This is a genomic window from Meinhardsimonia xiamenensis, from assembly GCF_900102905.1.
Classification (GTDB): Bacteria; Pseudomonadota; Alphaproteobacteria; order Rhodobacterales; family Rhodobacteraceae; genus Meinhardsimonia; species Meinhardsimonia xiamenensis.
Genome location: NZ_FNFV01000003.1, coordinates 112938 through 127217 on the forward strand (window position 1 = coordinate 112938; position 14280 = coordinate 127217).

The 14280-nt window shown below is 69.5% G+C and carries 12 protein-coding genes and 1 tRNA gene; 11 read left to right on the forward strand and 2 right to left on the reverse strand.

The genetic code is table 11. The annotated features are described in order from the left end of the window. Positions 1-99 precede the first annotated feature (99 nt). The 3 genes from BLQ14_RS07345 (at position 100) to BLQ14_RS07355 (ending at position 5601) form a co-directional block, all read left to right on the forward strand. Positions 100-1260, forward strand: a complete 1161-nt coding sequence (locus BLQ14_RS07345; RefSeq protein WP_092499723.1) for an alpha-hydroxy acid oxidase — start codon at positions 100-102, stop codon at positions 1258-1260. An 88-nt stretch (positions 1261-1348) separates the two neighbouring features. Continuing rightward, positions 1349-4792: a pyruvate carboxylase gene (locus tag BLQ14_RS07350; protein WP_092499725.1), complete on the forward strand. Its 3444-nt coding sequence runs from the start codon at positions 1349-1351 to the stop codon at positions 4790-4792. Positions 4793-4863: 71 nt separating this feature from the next. Further along, positions 4864-5601: a TerC family protein gene (locus tag BLQ14_RS07355; protein WP_092499727.1), complete on the forward strand. Its 738-nt coding sequence runs from the start codon at positions 4864-4866 to the stop codon at positions 5599-5601. Positions 5602-5613: 12 nt separating this feature from the next. Here the strand turns inward: BLQ14_RS07355 and BLQ14_RS07360 are convergent, their stop codons facing one another. Next, positions 5614-6234: a hypothetical protein gene (locus tag BLQ14_RS07360; protein WP_092499729.1), complete on the reverse strand. Its 621-nt coding sequence runs from the start codon at positions 6232-6234 to the stop codon at positions 5614-5616. A gap of 171 nt (positions 6235-6405) precedes the next feature. Here BLQ14_RS07360 and BLQ14_RS07365 point away from each other — a divergent pair. Continuing rightward, positions 6406-6480, forward strand: a tRNA-Gly gene (locus BLQ14_RS07365). A 301-nt stretch (positions 6481-6781) separates the two neighbouring features. Here BLQ14_RS07365 and BLQ14_RS07370 read toward each other — a convergent pair. Continuing rightward, on the reverse strand, positions 6782-7000 hold the full coding sequence (locus BLQ14_RS07370; protein ID WP_092499730.1) for a DUF1127 domain-containing protein: 219 nt from the start codon (positions 6998-7000) through the stop codon (positions 6782-6784). Positions 7001-7246: 246 nt separating this feature from the next. Here BLQ14_RS07370 and ruvC point away from each other — a divergent pair, with 246 nt between their 5' ends. The 7 genes from ruvC to BLQ14_RS07405 all read left to right on the forward strand — a co-directional run bounded on the left by ruvC (position 7247) and on the right by BLQ14_RS07405 (position 14276). Then, complete coding sequence (gene ruvC, locus BLQ14_RS07375; RefSeq protein ID WP_092499732.1) at positions 7247-7756, forward strand: crossover junction endodeoxyribonuclease RuvC; 510 nt, start codon at positions 7247-7249, stop codon at positions 7754-7756. Beyond that, complete coding sequence (ruvA, locus tag BLQ14_RS07380; RefSeq protein ID WP_092499734.1) at positions 7753-8430, forward strand: Holliday junction branch migration protein RuvA; 678 nt, start codon at positions 7753-7755, stop codon at positions 8428-8430. The genes ruvC and ruvA overlap by 4 nt, the downstream gene beginning before the upstream one ends. A 96-nt stretch (positions 8431-8526) precedes the next feature. Then, a complete protein-coding gene (htpX, locus tag BLQ14_RS07385; protein WP_092500210.1) occupies positions 8527-9435 on the forward strand; it encodes a zinc metalloprotease HtpX in 909 nt (302 codons plus the stop codon). Positions 9436-9508: 73 nt separating this feature from the next. After that, positions 9509-10537, forward strand: coding sequence for a Holliday junction branch migration DNA helicase RuvB (gene ruvB, locus BLQ14_RS07390; RefSeq protein ID WP_092499736.1), 1029 nt, complete (start codon positions 9509-9511; stop codon positions 10535-10537). Between the two features lie 96 nt (positions 10538-10633). Then, positions 10634-13054 (forward strand): ligase-associated DNA damage response DEXH box helicase, encoded by a 2421-nt coding sequence (locus tag BLQ14_RS07395; RefSeq protein ID WP_092499738.1) that lies wholly within the window; start codon positions 10634-10636, stop codon positions 13052-13054. After that, positions 13051-13716 (forward strand): ligase-associated DNA damage response endonuclease PdeM, encoded by a 666-nt coding sequence (gene pdeM, locus BLQ14_RS07400; RefSeq protein ID WP_092499740.1) that lies wholly within the window; start codon positions 13051-13053, stop codon positions 13714-13716. The genes BLQ14_RS07395 and pdeM overlap by 4 nt, the downstream gene beginning before the upstream one ends. A gap of 116 nt (positions 13717-13832) precedes the next feature. Further along, complete coding sequence (locus BLQ14_RS07405; RefSeq protein WP_092499742.1) at positions 13833-14276, forward strand: PaaI family thioesterase; 444 nt, start codon at positions 13833-13835, stop codon at positions 14274-14276. Positions 14277-14280 lie beyond the last annotated feature (4 nt).

Sequence of the window (14280 nt, forward strand, 5' to 3'; positions counted from 1 at the left end):
CACGCGCCGCCACGCCGCGGCTGCAGGACTGGTCGTGTCCGCCGGATTGGTCGCGCCTGCCGGATTGTCGGGGGCGGCGCGGGCGCGTATGGGTTGGCCATGGATCTGGACCACAGCCATCCTGCCATCAGCGATCTCGCCGCACGCGCGCGGCGGCGAATCCCGCGCTTTGTGTGGGACTATCTCGACAGCGCGACCGGGTCGGAATCGACCCTGCGCCGCAATCGCGAGATGCTCGATTCGGTGCGGCTTGTGCCTTCCATACTGCACGGCGAGATCGCGCCGGATCTCTCCACGCAGCTCCTCGGCCGGGAGTGGAGCCGGCCTTTCGGGATCGCGCCGGTGGGCATGTCGGGGCTGATGTGGCCCGATGCCGAGCGCATCCTCGCCGGAATGGCCGGCGCGACGAACATACCCTACTGTCTTTCCACGGTGGCGACGCGCACGCCCGAGGAGGTCGGCCCGCATGTGGCAGAAGCGGGCTGGTTCCAGCTCTACCCGCCGCGTGACCGTGAGATTCTGACCGACATGCTGCGGCGGGCGCGTTCGGCAGGGTTCCGCACGCTGGTGCTGACCGTCGATGTGCCCGTGGCCAGCCGCCGCGAGCGTCAGCGCAAGGGCGGCTTGACCCACCCGCCGCGGCTGACGCCGCGGATCATGGCACAAACGGCGATCCGCCCGGCCTGGGCGCTCGGAACGCTTCGCCATGGCATGCCGCGGCTGCGGTTCATGGAAAGCTACAGGAGCCATCGCGGCCCGCTGCCCTCGACTCAGCACATCGGTTATTTGCTGCGCACGTCGCCCGACCGCGACTATCTCGCGCGTCTGCGCGATGCCTGGAAGGGGCCGCTGGTGGTCAAGGGGGTGCTGCGCGCCGACGACGCGGCGGCGCTGGTCGGGGCCGGGGTGGACGCCGTCTGGGTGTCGAATCACGCCGGACGGCAGTTTGACGCCGCTCCGTCGACGATCGAGGTGCTGGCGGCCATCCGTGCCGCCGTGCCGGCCGGCTTTCCCGTCATCTTCGACTCCGGCGTCGAGAGCGGGCTCGACATCCTGCGCGCCTTCGCGCTCGGGGCGGATTTCGTCATGCTTGGCCGCGCCTTCCATTACGGGCTTGCCGCCTTTGGCCGGCGAGGGGCCGCGCATGTGGTGCACATTCTCACCGAGGATCTGAAGGCCAACATGGGCCAGCTCGGCATTGCCCGGCCCGAAGAGGCGCGTCATGTGCCGCTGATCGGCCCCGTCGCGCGCGCGCCATAGCGGCGGCGCGTTCGGGCGCGCTGGGATGTTTACCGCTGGCGCGCTTTCCCCTAGAGATGCTGCAACTGCGAAATCGGGGAGGGCAGGCATGGCCGAATTCCGCAAGATCCTTGTCGCCAACCGCGGCGAGATCGCCATCCGTGTGATGCGCGCGGCCAATGAGCTGGGCAAGAAGACGGTGGCGGTCTACGCGGAGGAGGACAAGCTGAGTCTCCACCGCTTCAAGGCCGATGAGGCCTACAAGATCGGCGGCGGGCTCGGGCCGGTGGCGGCCTACCTCTCCATTCCCGAGATCATTCGCGTGGCGCGCCAGAGCGGCGCGGACGCGGTGCATCCGGGCTACGGGCTTCTCAGCGAGAACCCCGAATTCGTGGAGGCCTGCGAGGCGGCGGGTCTCGCCTTCATCGGCCCGAAGGCGGAGACCATGCGCGCGCTTGGCGACAAGGCAAGTGCCCGCAAGGTGGCCATTGCGGCGGGGGTGCCGGTGATCCCGGCCACCGATGTGCTGGGCGACGACATGGAGGCGATCCGCGCCGCGGCCGAGAAGATCGGCTATCCTCTGATGCTCAAGGCCAGTTGGGGCGGCGGCGGGCGCGGCATGCGCCCGATCTTCGGGCCGGACGAGCTTGAGGCGAAGATCCTCGAGGGCCGGCGCGAGGCCGAGGCCGCCTTCGGCAACGGCGAGGGGTATCTTGAAAAGATGATCCCCCGCGCGCGCCATGTCGAGGTGCAGATCCTCGGCGACTCCCAGGGCAACATCTACCACCTGTGGGAGCGCGACTGCTCGGTGCAGCGGCGCAATCAGAAGGTCGTCGAGCGTGCGCCGGCGCCCTACCTCTCCCCCGCCCAGCGCGAGACGCTCTGCGCGCTCGGCAAGAGGATCGCCGAGGCGGTCGGCTACCAGAACGCTGGCACCGTCGAGTTCCTCATGGACATGGAGACGGGCGAATTCTACTTCATCGAGGTCAATCCCCGCATCCAGGTCGAGCATACGGTCACCGAGGAGGTGACCGGCATCGACATCGTCCAGGCCCAGATCCGCATCGCCGAGGGCAAGAGCCTCGTCGAGGCCACGGGCGTTGCCGCTCAACATGACGTGCAGCTCAACGGCCACGCCATCCAGTGCCGGATCACCACCGAGGATCCGCTCAACAACTTCATCCCCGACTATGGCCGCATAACCGCCTATCGCGGCGCCACGGGCATGGGCATCCGCCTTGACGGCGGCACCGCCTATTCGGGCGCGGTCATCACCCGCTACTATGACTCTCTTTTGGAAAAGGTCACCGCATGGGCGCCCACGCCCGAGGCGGCGATTGCGCGGATGGATCGGGCCTTGCGCGAATTCCGCATCCGCGGCGTGGCCACGAACATCGCCTTCGTCGAGAACCTGCTGAAGCACCCGACCTTCCTGAACAACGAGTATCACACCAAGTTCATCGACGAGACGCCGGAGCTCTTCGATTTCGCCCCGCGCCGGGACCGGGCGACGAAGATCCTCACCTACATCGCCGACGTCACCGTCAACGGCCACCCGGAGACCAAGACGCGCCCGCGCCCGCCCGAGGGGCTCAAGACGCCCGAGCCGCCGCGACTGAGGGCCGAGACGCCGCCGCCGGGCACGCGCCAGATCCTCGAGGAGCGCGGCCCCGAAGGGCTTGCCGAGTGGATGAAGGCGCAGGAGCGGCTCCTGATCACCGACACAACCATGCGCGACGGCCACCAGTCGCTTCTGGCCACGCGCATGCGCTCGATCGACATGATCCGCGTGGCGCCTGCCTATGCGGCGAACCTGCCCACGCTGTTTTCGGTCGAGTGCTGGGGCGGTGCCACCTTCGACGTGGCCTACCGCTTCCTGCAGGAATGCCCCTGGCAGCGGCTGCGCGATCTGCGCGCGGCGATGCCGAACCTTCTCACCCAGATGCTCCTGCGCGCCTCGAACGCCGTCGGCTACACCAACTACCCCGACAATGTGGTGGTCAGCTTCGTGCGCCAGGCGGCGGCCTCGGGGGTGGACATCTTCCGCGTCTTCGATTCGCTCAACTGGGTCGAGAACATGCGCGTCGCCATGGACGCGGTGATCGAGACCGGCAAGGTCTGCGAGGGCACGATCTGCTACACGGGCGATCTTCTCGATCCGGCGCGTTCGAAATACGACCTGAAATACTACGTCAACATGGCCCGCGAGCTGGAGGCGGCCGGCGCCCACATCCTCGGCATCAAGGACATGGCGGGCCTCCTGAAACCGGCGGCGGCCACGGCGCTTTTCACCGCGCTGAAGGAGGAGGTGGGCCTGCCCATCCACTTCCACACCCATGACACGGCGGGTATCGCCTGCGGCACGATCCTTGCCGCGGCCGAGGCGGGAGTGGATGCGGTGGACTGCGCGATGGACGCGCTTTCGGGCAACACCAGCCAGGCCACGCTCGGCACCGTCGTCGAGGCGCTGCGCCACACCGCCCGCGACACCGGGCTCGACATCGGCGCGATCCGCGAGATCTCCAACTACTGGGAGGCGGTGCGCGCCCATTACGCCGCCTTCGAATCGGGGCTGCAGGCGCCCTCGTCGGAGGTCTATCTGCACGAGATGCCGGGCGGGCAGTTCACCAACCTCAAGGCGCAGGCGCGTGCGCTGGGGCTCGAGGAGCGCTGGCACGAGGTGGCCGAGATGTATGCCGCGGTGAACCGCATGTTCGGCGACATCGTGAAGGTCACGCCTTCGTCCAAGGTTGTGGGCGACATGGCGCTGATGATGGTGGCCCAGGGGTTGACCCCTGAACAGGTGCTGGACCCGGAGGTGGAGGTCGCCTTTCCCGACAGCGTGGTGGACATGCTGCGCGGCAATCTCGGCCAGCCGCCGGGGGGCTGGCCCGAGGTGCTGGTGAAGAAGGCGCTGAAGGGCGAGACGCCGTTCACCGACCGGCCCGGCAAGCATCTGCCGCCGGCCGATCTCGAGGCGGCGCGGGCCGAGGCGGAGAAGCTCTGCGGCGAGAACATCGACGACGAGGATCTCAACGGCTACCTGATGTATCCGAAGGTCTTCGTCGACTACATGAAGCGGCACGCGATCTACGGGCCGGTGCGCACGCTGCCGACAAAGACCTTCTTCTACGGCATGGAGCCGGGCGAGGAGATCTCCGCCGAGATCGATCCGGGCAAGACTCTGGAGATCAGGCTGCAGGCGGTGGGCGAGACGCGCGAGGATGGCAATGTCAGCGTCTTCTTCGAGCTCAACGGCCAGCCGCGCATGGTGCGTGTCCCCAACCGCGCTGTGCAGGAGACAAAGCCCGTGCGTCCCAAGGCCGATCCGGCAAATCCGGCTCATCTCGGCGCCCCGATGCCGGGCGTGGTGGCCTCGGTCGCGGTTGGCGAGGGGGCGCGGGTGAAGCCGGGTGATCTCATCCTGACGATCGAGGCGATGAAGATGGAGACGGCGATCCATGCCGAGCGCGAAGGTACGGTGAAGGCGGTGCATGTGCGCCCTGGCGACCAGATCGACGCCAAGGATCTTCTGGTCGAGATCGGCGAATAACGCCGGCTTGCCGACGTGCCGCGGGCCAGCGGCAGACGATGGGCGCCGGTCGGAGGAGGATGACAATGCCAATGACGGAGCTGCTGAGCGATCCGAGCGTCTGGGCGAGCTTCCTGACCCTGACGGTGCTGGAGATCATTCTCGGCATCGACAATGTGATCTTTCTTTCGATCACTGCCGCGCGATTGCCGGAGCATCAGCGCCGTCCGGCGCGCATGATCGGACTTGGCCTGGCGCTTGGCATGCGCATCGCCCTGCTCTTCTCGATCGCCTGGCTGATCACCCTCACCGAGCCGCTTTTCACCGCCTTTTCGATCACGTTCAGCTGGCGGGACATGATCCTGCTGGGTGGCGGGCTGTTCCTGATCTGGAAGGCTGCCACCGAGATATTCGACGAGGTCGAAGGCGACGGCCATGACGAACGCCCCGCCAGTGCCGGCTTTGCCACGGTCATTGCGCAGATCGTGGTGCTCGATGTCGTCTTTTCGCTCGACAGTGTGATCACGGCGGTGGGAATTGCCGATCACCTCGAGGTCATGATCGCGGCGGTCGTCGTGGCGATCCTGGTGATGATGGTGGCGGCCGAGCCGATCGCGCGTTTCGTCGAAGGTCATCCATCGACAAAGATGCTGGCGCTTGCCTTCCTGGTGATGGTGGGCATGGCGCTGGTGGCCGACGGTTTCCACTTCCACGTCGAGCGCGGCTTCATTTACGCCGCCATGGTCTTTGCCGGTTTCGTCGAGGCGCTCAACCTGCTGCGTGCGCGCAACCGCCGCCTGGCCCGCGCGCGCGCCGCCCGGCGCGACTGATCGGCCCGCCGGTCAGGCCGCGGTCACGAGTGGCGCCCGTGCACCGCGCCGGCAGGAGGTGAAGAGAAGCCGCCCCGCTTCGGCCTGCGGGTCATGCGCCGTCGCCTGAGCCGCTTCGGGCGCGCCACCGGGCCGGGCGGCGTGGTCGGCTCCTGGCGATATCGGGGGCGCCCGCCCCTCGCGGACGGGCTGCGCCCGGCGGCAGTGCGGCCAGGGATCGATGCGCAGATGCTCCTCGAGCACCAGCCGCCCGCCCGAGGCGGCGCGCCTTGCCGCGGCGGTCACGGCGTCAAGGGCGGCATGGGCGAGTTCGGCCGGGCGGATGTTGCCGGGCATCAGCGCGTGCAGGCTCGGCAGCAGCAGGTGCAGCTCTTCCGCTTCCGGTCCCTGCCGTTCGCTCAGCATGATCGTCGCGGCGGCTGGGTTGCGCCATTCCGCCAGCAGCGCCAGGGAATGGGTGAGCCTTCCGCGAAGGCGCTCGGGCAAGATCAGCACGTCGACATTGCCCCGGCGAATGCAGGACTCGGCGACGTGATAACTGGCTGCGCAGCCTGCCTGGAAGCCCTTGCGCATGAGCGCCATTGAACATGCAAGCTGCCGGCGGCAGTCATCGTCAAGGATGAGGGCGTGCATCCCGTCGCCTCCCTTCTGGAGCTGTGAATCGCTCCCAACCTACGGGCGCAGGGTTAAGCGCTCGCTAAGCGGTGGCGGGGGAGGGCGGCGATGAGGATTTTTCTTTCTCCCCGGCAATTTCCCCCTTGAAGCCGGCGGCGAATCTTTCTAAATCCCGGCTCACCCAACGGGGCGGGCGTAGCTCAGGGGTAGAGCATTACCTTGCCAAGGTAAGGGTCGTGAGTTCGAATCTCATCGCCCGCTCCAACTAGCCTTTTACATCGTGACGTAGCTGCCTCTGCGGAGTTTGCAGGTGCGCATATGGTGCGCATGGCGCGCGATTTGCGCGCCTGTCGCGGCGCGATGCCAAGGACGATCGCCGAGCGTTCAGGCAGTCGATGCCGGGCGACCAAGTCCGCGGGCTTTCGCGCGGGTGGGTGACAGCCTGTCTTGCGGGAAGATCCGGGGCCGGGAGCGGAAGCCTCGCGCAAGCCTCCTTCCCGGCACCCGGCCGTTGTGCGGGCCCAGCCTGAGCCGTGATCCGGTCAAGCTGCGTCGACTTGCGCCGTTACCAGTTCGGGCGCGAATGTGCGATGCGGTCGATATCGCCCCGCGTGAGCCCGATGTCGTCGAGCTGGCGGTCGCTCAGCCGCGACAGGGCCTTGCGCGTGATCCGCGCGTCATTCCACTCTGTAACCGCGGCAATGAGGGTGGCGAAAAGGCTGGTCAGGCGACCACCGCTCCGGTGGCCGCCGGCCATGTTGCGGGTCTGCTCATAGGTGGCCATCTGGGCGTTCCTTCATGTGGAATTGCGCACGGCAAGGCGCCGTGTCACCGGCGGGCAGCTAGCCGCGCCCCGGCGTGCGGACAACGATGATTTTCGCATGGCACCCATGCAGCCCCGGCATGACGCGGCCCGTCCGCCATTCCGGTGGCCGGCGGCGCATGGGCGGACATGCGCGAAGCGGCTTGGCGGATGTTCGCGTTTCGTGCTAGTCAGGCCGCACGGGGCACGGGCAGGGCAGGCGAGCACATGCGCATACTCGGCATTGATCCGGGACTCCGCACCCTCGGCTGGGGTGTGATCGAGGCAGATGGCGGGCGAATCGGCCATCTGGCCAACGGTCTCTGCCACGGCGCGGGCGAAACCCTCGCGGAAAGGCTGCTGGCGCTCTATCGGGGCCTGAGGGTCGTGATCGAGACCCATGCGCCCGACTGCGCCGCCATCGAACAGACTTTCGTCAACCGCGACGGCGCCGGCTCGCTCAAGCTCGGGCAGGCGCGCGGGGTGGCGCTGCTCGCGGCCGCCGAGTCGAGGCTCCCGGTGGGGGAATACGCGCCCAACACGGTGAAGAAAACCATCGTCGGCACCGGCCATGCGGCCAAGCGGCAGATCGACCACATGGTGCGTCTGCAGCTTCCGGGCGTGCAGATTGCCGGGCCCGATGCCGCCGACGCGCTGGCGGTGGCGCTGTGCCATGCCCACCACGGCAAGGCAGGCGCCCGGCTGGCGGCGGCACTGGCGAGGGCGGGCGCGCGATGATCGGGCGGCTTGCAGGCCGGCTGGTCTACAAGGGCGAGGACCACGCGCTCGTCGATGTGGGCGGCGTGGGTTATGTCGTCCAGCTCGCCGGGCCGACGCTCGCCGCGCTCCCCGCCCCGGGCGAGGCGGTGGCGTTGTGGACGGAGATGCTCGTGCGCGAGGACGCGATCACGCTCGTCGGTTTCGCCTCGCTGATGGAAAGGGAATGGTTCCGGCTGCTGGTCTCGGTGCAGGGGGTGGGCGCGAAATCGGCGCTCGCCGTGATCGGCGCGCTCGGGGCCGAGGGAGTGAGCCGGGCCATCGCGCTGGGCGACTGGAACGCGATTCGCGCCGCCCATGGCGTGGGGCCGAAGCTTGCCCAACGCGTCGTCAACGAGCTGAAGGATCGCGCCCCGGCGGTGATGGCGATGGGGGCGGGCGAGGCCGCGCCTCTTGCCGGCGCGCCAGAGGAGATGGCCCCCGAGCCCGCTTCGCAACCGTCTTTTCCGAAGTCCCGCCCGCAACCCCCCACCTTCGCCACGGCGCAGGCCGAGGCGCTCTCGGCGCTGGGCAATCTGGGCTATGGGCCGTCGGAAGCCGCGCGCGCGGTGGCCGAGGCGGCCGCTGCCGAGCCCGAGGCCGACACGGCCGCGCTCATCCGTGCCGCGCTGCGGCTTCTCGCGCCGAAGGGATGAGCGGCATGGCCTGCAGGCTTGAACGGGTGAAGCCCCCCTTCCATATCCCTCGCGAGAGCGCCCGTAAGGGCGCGAGAGCGTTCGAGGCCCGGCATGATGTCGACCATTCGCACCTTCATTCTCCTGGCGGCGCTGACCGCCCTCTTTGCCGTGATCGGCGGGATGCTTGGCGGGCAGACCGGGGCGATCATCGCGCTCGTGATTGCGGGCGGCATGAACCTCTTCGCCTGGTGGGGGTCGGACCGGATGGTGCTGGCGATGAACGCCGCGCGCCCCATCAGCCGCGCCGAGATGCCCTGGCTTCACGACATGGTGGCCGAGCTTGCCGCGCGCGCCGGGCTGCCGATGCCGAAGCTCTATCTGGTGGAGACCGACCAGCCCAACGCCTTCGCCACCGGCCGCGATCCGGCGCATGGCGCGGTCGCGGTCACGCGCGGGCTTCTCGCGGCGCTCTCGCGCGAAGAGCTTGCGGGGGTGATCGCCCACGAGCTTGCCCATATCCGCAACCGCGACACGCTGATCATGGCGGTGGCGGCAACGCTGGCCGGCGCGATCTCGATGCTCGCCAACTTCGCCTTCTTCTTCCGCCCCTCCGACCGCGAGGGGCCGGGGATTTTCGCCACCATCCTGATGATGATCCTCGCCCCGCTTGCCGCCGCTCTGGTGCAGATGGCGATCTCGCGGACGCGCGAGTATGCGGCCGACCGCGCCGGTGCCGAGATCTGCGGCCATCCCTTGTGGCTTGCCTCCGCGCTCCAGCGCATCGAGGCGCTCGCCCGCCGCGTGCCGAACCCCTATGCCGAGGCGAATCCGGCCGAGGCGCATCTGTTCATCGTCAATCCGCTCACGGGGCGGGGGATGGACAATCTCTTCTCCACCCATCCGAGCACTGCGAACCGCGTGGCCGCGCTCCACGCGCTTGCCCGCGAGATGGGGCGCGCCTCCGATCCCGCGCCGCGCCCGTGGCAGGCGCGGCAGCGCCGCTTCACCGGCCCCTGGAGCTGAGCGGCGCGGCATTTGACCGCGCGCGGACAAGCGGCGAGAGTGGCGCCGCGACCCACACAGCAAGGCGCCGCCCATGACCGAACCGGACCCGCTCCTGCGCCCCGAGCCGCGCCCCGAGGATGCCGACCGGGCGTTGCGGCCCCAGAGCCTTGACGAGTTCATCGGCCAGGCCGAGGCGCGGGCCAATCTGGCCGTCTTCATCGAGAGCGCCCGCCGGCGTGGCGCGGCGATGGATCACGCGCTCTTTCACGGCCCCCCTGGCCTTGGCAAGACGACTCTGGCGCAGATCATCGCCCGCGAGTTGGGGGTGAACTTTCGCATGACCTCCGGGCCGGTGCTGGCGCGGGCGGGCGATCTTGCCGCGATCCTGACCAATCTCGAAGCGCGCGACGTGCTCTTCATCGACGAGATCCACCGGCTCAACCCGGCGGTGGAGGAGGTGCTCTATCCGGCGATGGAGGATTTCGAGCTTGACCTTGTCATCGGGGAGGGCCCGGCGGCGCGCACGGTGCGCATCGAGCTGCAGCCCTTCACGCTGGTGGGCGCGACCACGCGGCTGGGGCTTCTGACCACCCCCCTGCGCGACCGTTTCGGCATTCCGGTGCGGCTGCAGTTCTACAGCGACGAGGAGCTTTACGAGATCGTCTCGCGCGGGGCGCGGCTTCTGGGCGTCGCGGCCGAAGAGGCGGGGTTGCGGGAGATCGCCGCCCGTGCCCGCGGCACGCCGCGCATCGCCGGGCGGCTCCTGCGCCGGGTGGTGGATTTCGCGCTCGTCGAGGGCGACGGCCGGCTCACGCGCGAGATCGCCGATCGCGCGCTCACCCGGCTCGGGGTGGACAAGCTCGGGCTTGACGGCGCCGACCGGCGCTACCTGCGGCTCATCGCCGAGCACTACGGCGGCGGGCCGGTCGGCGTGGAGACGCTGGCCGCGGCACTGAGCGAGGCGCGCGATGCCATCGAGGAGGTGATCGAGCCCTATCTGTTGCAGCAGGGGCTGGTGAGCCGCACGCCGCGCGGGCGGGTTCTCGGCCGCCGTGCCTGGGCGCATCTGGGGTTGGCGGCGCCCCGCGAGCCGGGGCAGGGAGATCTGTTTTCGGAATGAGCTTGAGCCGGGAGCGGCCGCGCGGGGGCATCGAGCCCCCGCGCGCCCGGCCTCCGGCGGGGGTATTTGGCCCAGGGTGAGAAGAGGGGCGGTGCGATGAGCATGCTGCCGGAGCCATTTTCCGGCTGGCTGGCGCGGCGCGGCTGGGAGCTGCATCCGCATCAGCGCCAGATGCTGGCGCGCGCGCAAGACAAGGCGTTGCTTCTCGTCGCGCCGACCGGCGGCGGCAAGACGCTGGCGGGGTTTCTGCCAAGCCTCCTCGAGCTTGCCGCGGGCGCGCGTGACGGGCTTCATACGCTCTATGTCTCGCCGCTCAAGGCGCTTGCCGCCGATATCCGGCGCAACCTGTCTGTCCCGGTTGCCGAAATGGGCCTTGCGGTGCGGATCGAGGACCGCACCGGCGACACGTCCGCCGGACGCAAGCGCGCACAACGGGTGGACCCGCCGCACATTCTTCTGACCACGCCCGAGAGTCTTGCGCTGCTGCTGAGCTATCCGGAGGCGCCGCAGCTTTTCGGGACGCTGTCGCGGGTGATCGTGGACGAGGCGCATGCGCTCGCCGAATCGAAACGCGGTGACCAGCTCGTGCTCGCTCTCGCCCGGCTCGAGCGTCTCGCCCCGGGGCTGCGGCGCGTGGCGCTATCGGCGACGGTGGAAGACCCGCGGGCGCTGGCACAATGGCTGGCCCCCGAGGGCCTTCCCTGCGCCGTCCTCCAGGCCGACCCCGGCCCCGCGCCCGACATCGCCATGCTGGAGACTGCCTTGCCCCCGCCCTGGGCCGGGGGCGGCGGGCGGCATGCGATCCCCGAGATCCTCGACGCGATCCGCCGTCATCGCACGACGCTGATCTTCCACAACACCCGCGCGCAGGCGGAGATCTTCTTTCACCATCTGTGGCTGGCGAATGACGATGACCTGCCGATCGCCATCCACCACGGATCGATGGCGCGCGAGGCGCGGGCCCGCGTGGAGGCGGCGATGGTGGAAGGCAAGCTGCGCGCCGTCGTGTGCACCGGCACGCTCGATCTCGGCATCGACTGGGGCGATGTCGATCTCGTCGTGCAGGTGGGCGCGCCGAAGAACGTCAAGCGGCTGGTGCAGCGGATCGGCCGCGCCAACCATCGCTACAACGCGCCCTCGAAGGCGCTTCTGGTGCCGGCGAACCGCTTCGAGGTGGTCGAATGCGTGGCCGCGCTCGAGGCGGTGCGGGCCCGCGCGCTTGACGGGGCGCCGCGGGGCAATGGCCCGCGCGACGTGCTCTGCCAGCACATCCTCATCACCGCCGCGGCGGGTCCGTTCGATGCCGACGCCCTCTACGAGGAGGTGCGCGGCGCCGGCGGCTACCGCGATCTTTCGCGCGCCGATTTCGACGCATGTCTCGATTTCGTCGCCACGGGTGGCTATGCGCTGCGTGCCTATGACCGCTGGCAGCGCCTGAAGCGCCGGCCTGACGGGCTGTGGGAGCTGCGCGACCCGCGCACCGCCGCACGCATCCGCATGAACATCGGCACCATACAGGACAGCGACATGGTCAAGGTGCGCCTGCGCGGGCGCGGCCGGCCGCTTGGCGAGGTGGAGGAGGCCTTTGCAGCCACGCTGACACCGGGGGACACCTTTCTGATCGGCGGGCGCGTGGTGCGCCACGAGGCGATGCGCGAGATGACGGTGGAGGTGAGCCCCACCGCGGCGCAGCGGCCGAAGGTGGCGGTCTATTCCGGCACCAAATTCGCAACCTCCACCCAGCTCATGGACCGCATCCTTGCCCTCCTGGCCCGTGAGAGCTGGCCGGAGCTGCCCTGCCACACCGCCGAGTGGCTGGCGCTGCAGCGGCAGGTCTCCCGCATGCCGGCGCGCGGGGAGATCCTTGTCGAGACCTTTGCCCACGACGGCCGGCCGCATGCCTGCGTCTGGGGCTTTGCCGGGCGCAGCGCGATGCAGACGCTGGGGCTTCTCCTCACCCGACGGATGGAGACGGCGGGGCTCGGCCCGCTCGGCTTCGTGGCAAGCGACTACGCGGTGATGATCTGGTCGGTCGATCCGGTCACCGAGCCGGCGCCGCTCTTTGATGCCAGCGGGCTGAGGGCCGAGTTCGAGGACTGGCTGCAGGGCAATGCGGTGATGAAACGCACCTTCCGCTGCGCTGCCATCATCGCCGGGCTGATCGAGCGCAACGCCCCTTCGGGGCGCCGCAGCGCACGGCAGGCTGCCTTCTCCTCGGACATCATCTATGACACGCTGCGCCGCTTCGATCCCGACCATGTGCTGATGCGGATCACCCGGGAGGAGGCAATGAAGGGCCTCGTCGATTTCGTGCGGATCGAGGAGATGCTCATGCGCACCGGCGGGCGCATCGTGCATGTGGCCTGCGAGCGCGTGCCGCCGCTTGCCGCGCCGCTCCTGCTCGAGGCCGGCCGCGTGCCGATCGATGGGGCGGGCGCCGAGCGGCTGCTCGCCGCCGAGGCCGAGAGGCTCATGCAGGCCGCCGGCCTTGCCGACGTCGGGGCGGGATCTTCATGAGCGGCCACGTCTTCACCCTTGCCGGTGCCGCGCTCGAGGCACGGGGCTCGGGCGCGCTCTGGTGGCCCGAGCGCGGAATTCTCGCGGTCTCCGACCTGCACCTGGGCAGGTCCGAGCGGGTCGCGCGCCTGGGCGGCGCCCTGCTGCCGCCCTATGAGAGCGCCGCCACGCTCGCCCGGCTCGAGGCCGAAATCGCAGCCCTCGCTCCGCGCAGCGTGGTCTGCCTCGGTGACAGCTTCGATGACGATGCCGCGGGTCACGCCCTGGACGAAAAGGCCCGGCTGTGGCTCACTCGTCTCATGGCCGGCCGCAGCTGGACCTGGATCGCCGGCAATCACGACCCCGGCCCGCCGGCGCTTGGCGGCAGCCACCTTGCCGAACTTCCCGCACCGCCCCTGACTTTCCGCCACATCGCCCGCCGGGGCGCCTCGGGCGAGGTCTCGGGCCATTACCACCCCAAGGCGCGGCTTGCGCTTGGAGGCCGGAGCCTTACGCGCCCGTGCTTTCTCGTCGACCGCAAGCGGGTGATCCTGCCCGCCTTCGGCGCCTACACCGGCGGTCTCGACTGTCGCGACCCCGCGCTCACGGGCCTTATGCAAAAGGGCGCCCTTGCCATCCTCACCGGCCCGCGCCCGCACCCCATCCCCATGCCACGGCGTTGAGGCGCTGCCCTGTTCCCATCACCCTGGTGCAAATACCCGTTCCGGGCCGACGCTGGCGCGCCGTCGGGCATGATGGGCGATTGCATGCGCCCGCGCCGCAGCCTAGCCTCGCTGCCATGAACGCGCGCCCGCAAGCCGAGCCCGAGACCATTGCCCGCATCCGCGAGAGTTTCGCGCGCCAGGGCCTCATGGCCACCCTGGGCGCCGAGATCGTCTCGATCGCGCCGGGGCGGGTGGTCATCGCCGCTCCCATCAGCGAGGCGGTGGGCCAGCAGCACGGCTTCGCCCATGCCGGGCTCACCTTCGCGCTGGGCGACAGCGCCGCCGGCTATGCGGCACTGAGCCTGATGCCGCCGGGCGCGGAAGTGCTGACGGCGGAGATGAAGATCAATCTGCTCGCCCCGGCAGCCGGGGCGCGGGTTGTTGCGGAAGGCGAGGTTGTGCGGGCCGGGCGCCGGCTGACCGTGGTGCGTGCGAGCGTCTTTGCCGAAGACGAGGCCGGCGCGCGGCGCGAGGTGGCGCTGATGCAGGGCACGATGGTGCCTGTCGAGACCAGCTGAAGCC

Bases quoted from the DNA above. Each gene is read 5' to 3' on its own strand.
- ruvA (WP_092499734.1), top strand. From the start codon at position 7,753: ATGATCGGGCGGCTTGCAGGCCGGCTGGTCTACAAGGGCGAGGACCAC.
- ruvC (WP_092499732.1), top strand. From the start codon at position 7,247: ATGCGCATACTCGGCATTGATCCGGGACTCCGCACCCTCGGCTGGGGT.
- BLQ14_RS07355 (WP_092499727.1), top strand. From the start codon at position 4,864: ATGACGGAGCTGCTGAGCGATCCGAGCGTCTGGGCGAGCTTCCTGACC.
- BLQ14_RS07345 (WP_092499723.1), top strand. From the start codon at position 100: ATGGATCTGGACCACAGCCATCCTGCCATCAGCGATCTCGCCGCACGC.
- BLQ14_RS07395 (WP_092499738.1), top strand. From the start codon at position 10,634: ATGAGCATGCTGCCGGAGCCATTTTCCGGCTGGCTGGCGCGGCGCGGC.
- htpX (WP_092500210.1), top strand. From the start codon at position 8,527: ATGTCGACCATTCGCACCTTCATTCTCCTGGCGGCGCTGACCGCCCTC.
- BLQ14_RS07360 (WP_092499729.1), bottom strand. From the start codon at position 6,234: ATGCACGCCCTCATCCTTGACGATGACTGCCGCCGGCAGCTTGCATGT.
- ruvB (WP_092499736.1), top strand. From the start codon at position 9,509: ATGACCGAACCGGACCCGCTCCTGCGCCCCGAGCCGCGCCCCGAGGAT.
- BLQ14_RS07350 (WP_092499725.1), top strand. From the start codon at position 1,349: ATGGCCGAATTCCGCAAGATCCTTGTCGCCAACCGCGGCGAGATCGCC.
- pdeM (WP_092499740.1), top strand. From the start codon at position 13,051: ATGAGCGGCCACGTCTTCACCCTTGCCGGTGCCGCGCTCGAGGCACGG.
- BLQ14_RS07370 (WP_092499730.1), bottom strand. From the start codon at position 7,000: ATGGCCACCTATGAGCAGACCCGCAACATGGCCGGCGGCCACCGGAGC.
- BLQ14_RS07405 (WP_092499742.1), top strand. From the start codon at position 13,833: ATGAACGCGCGCCCGCAAGCCGAGCCCGAGACCATTGCCCGCATCCGC.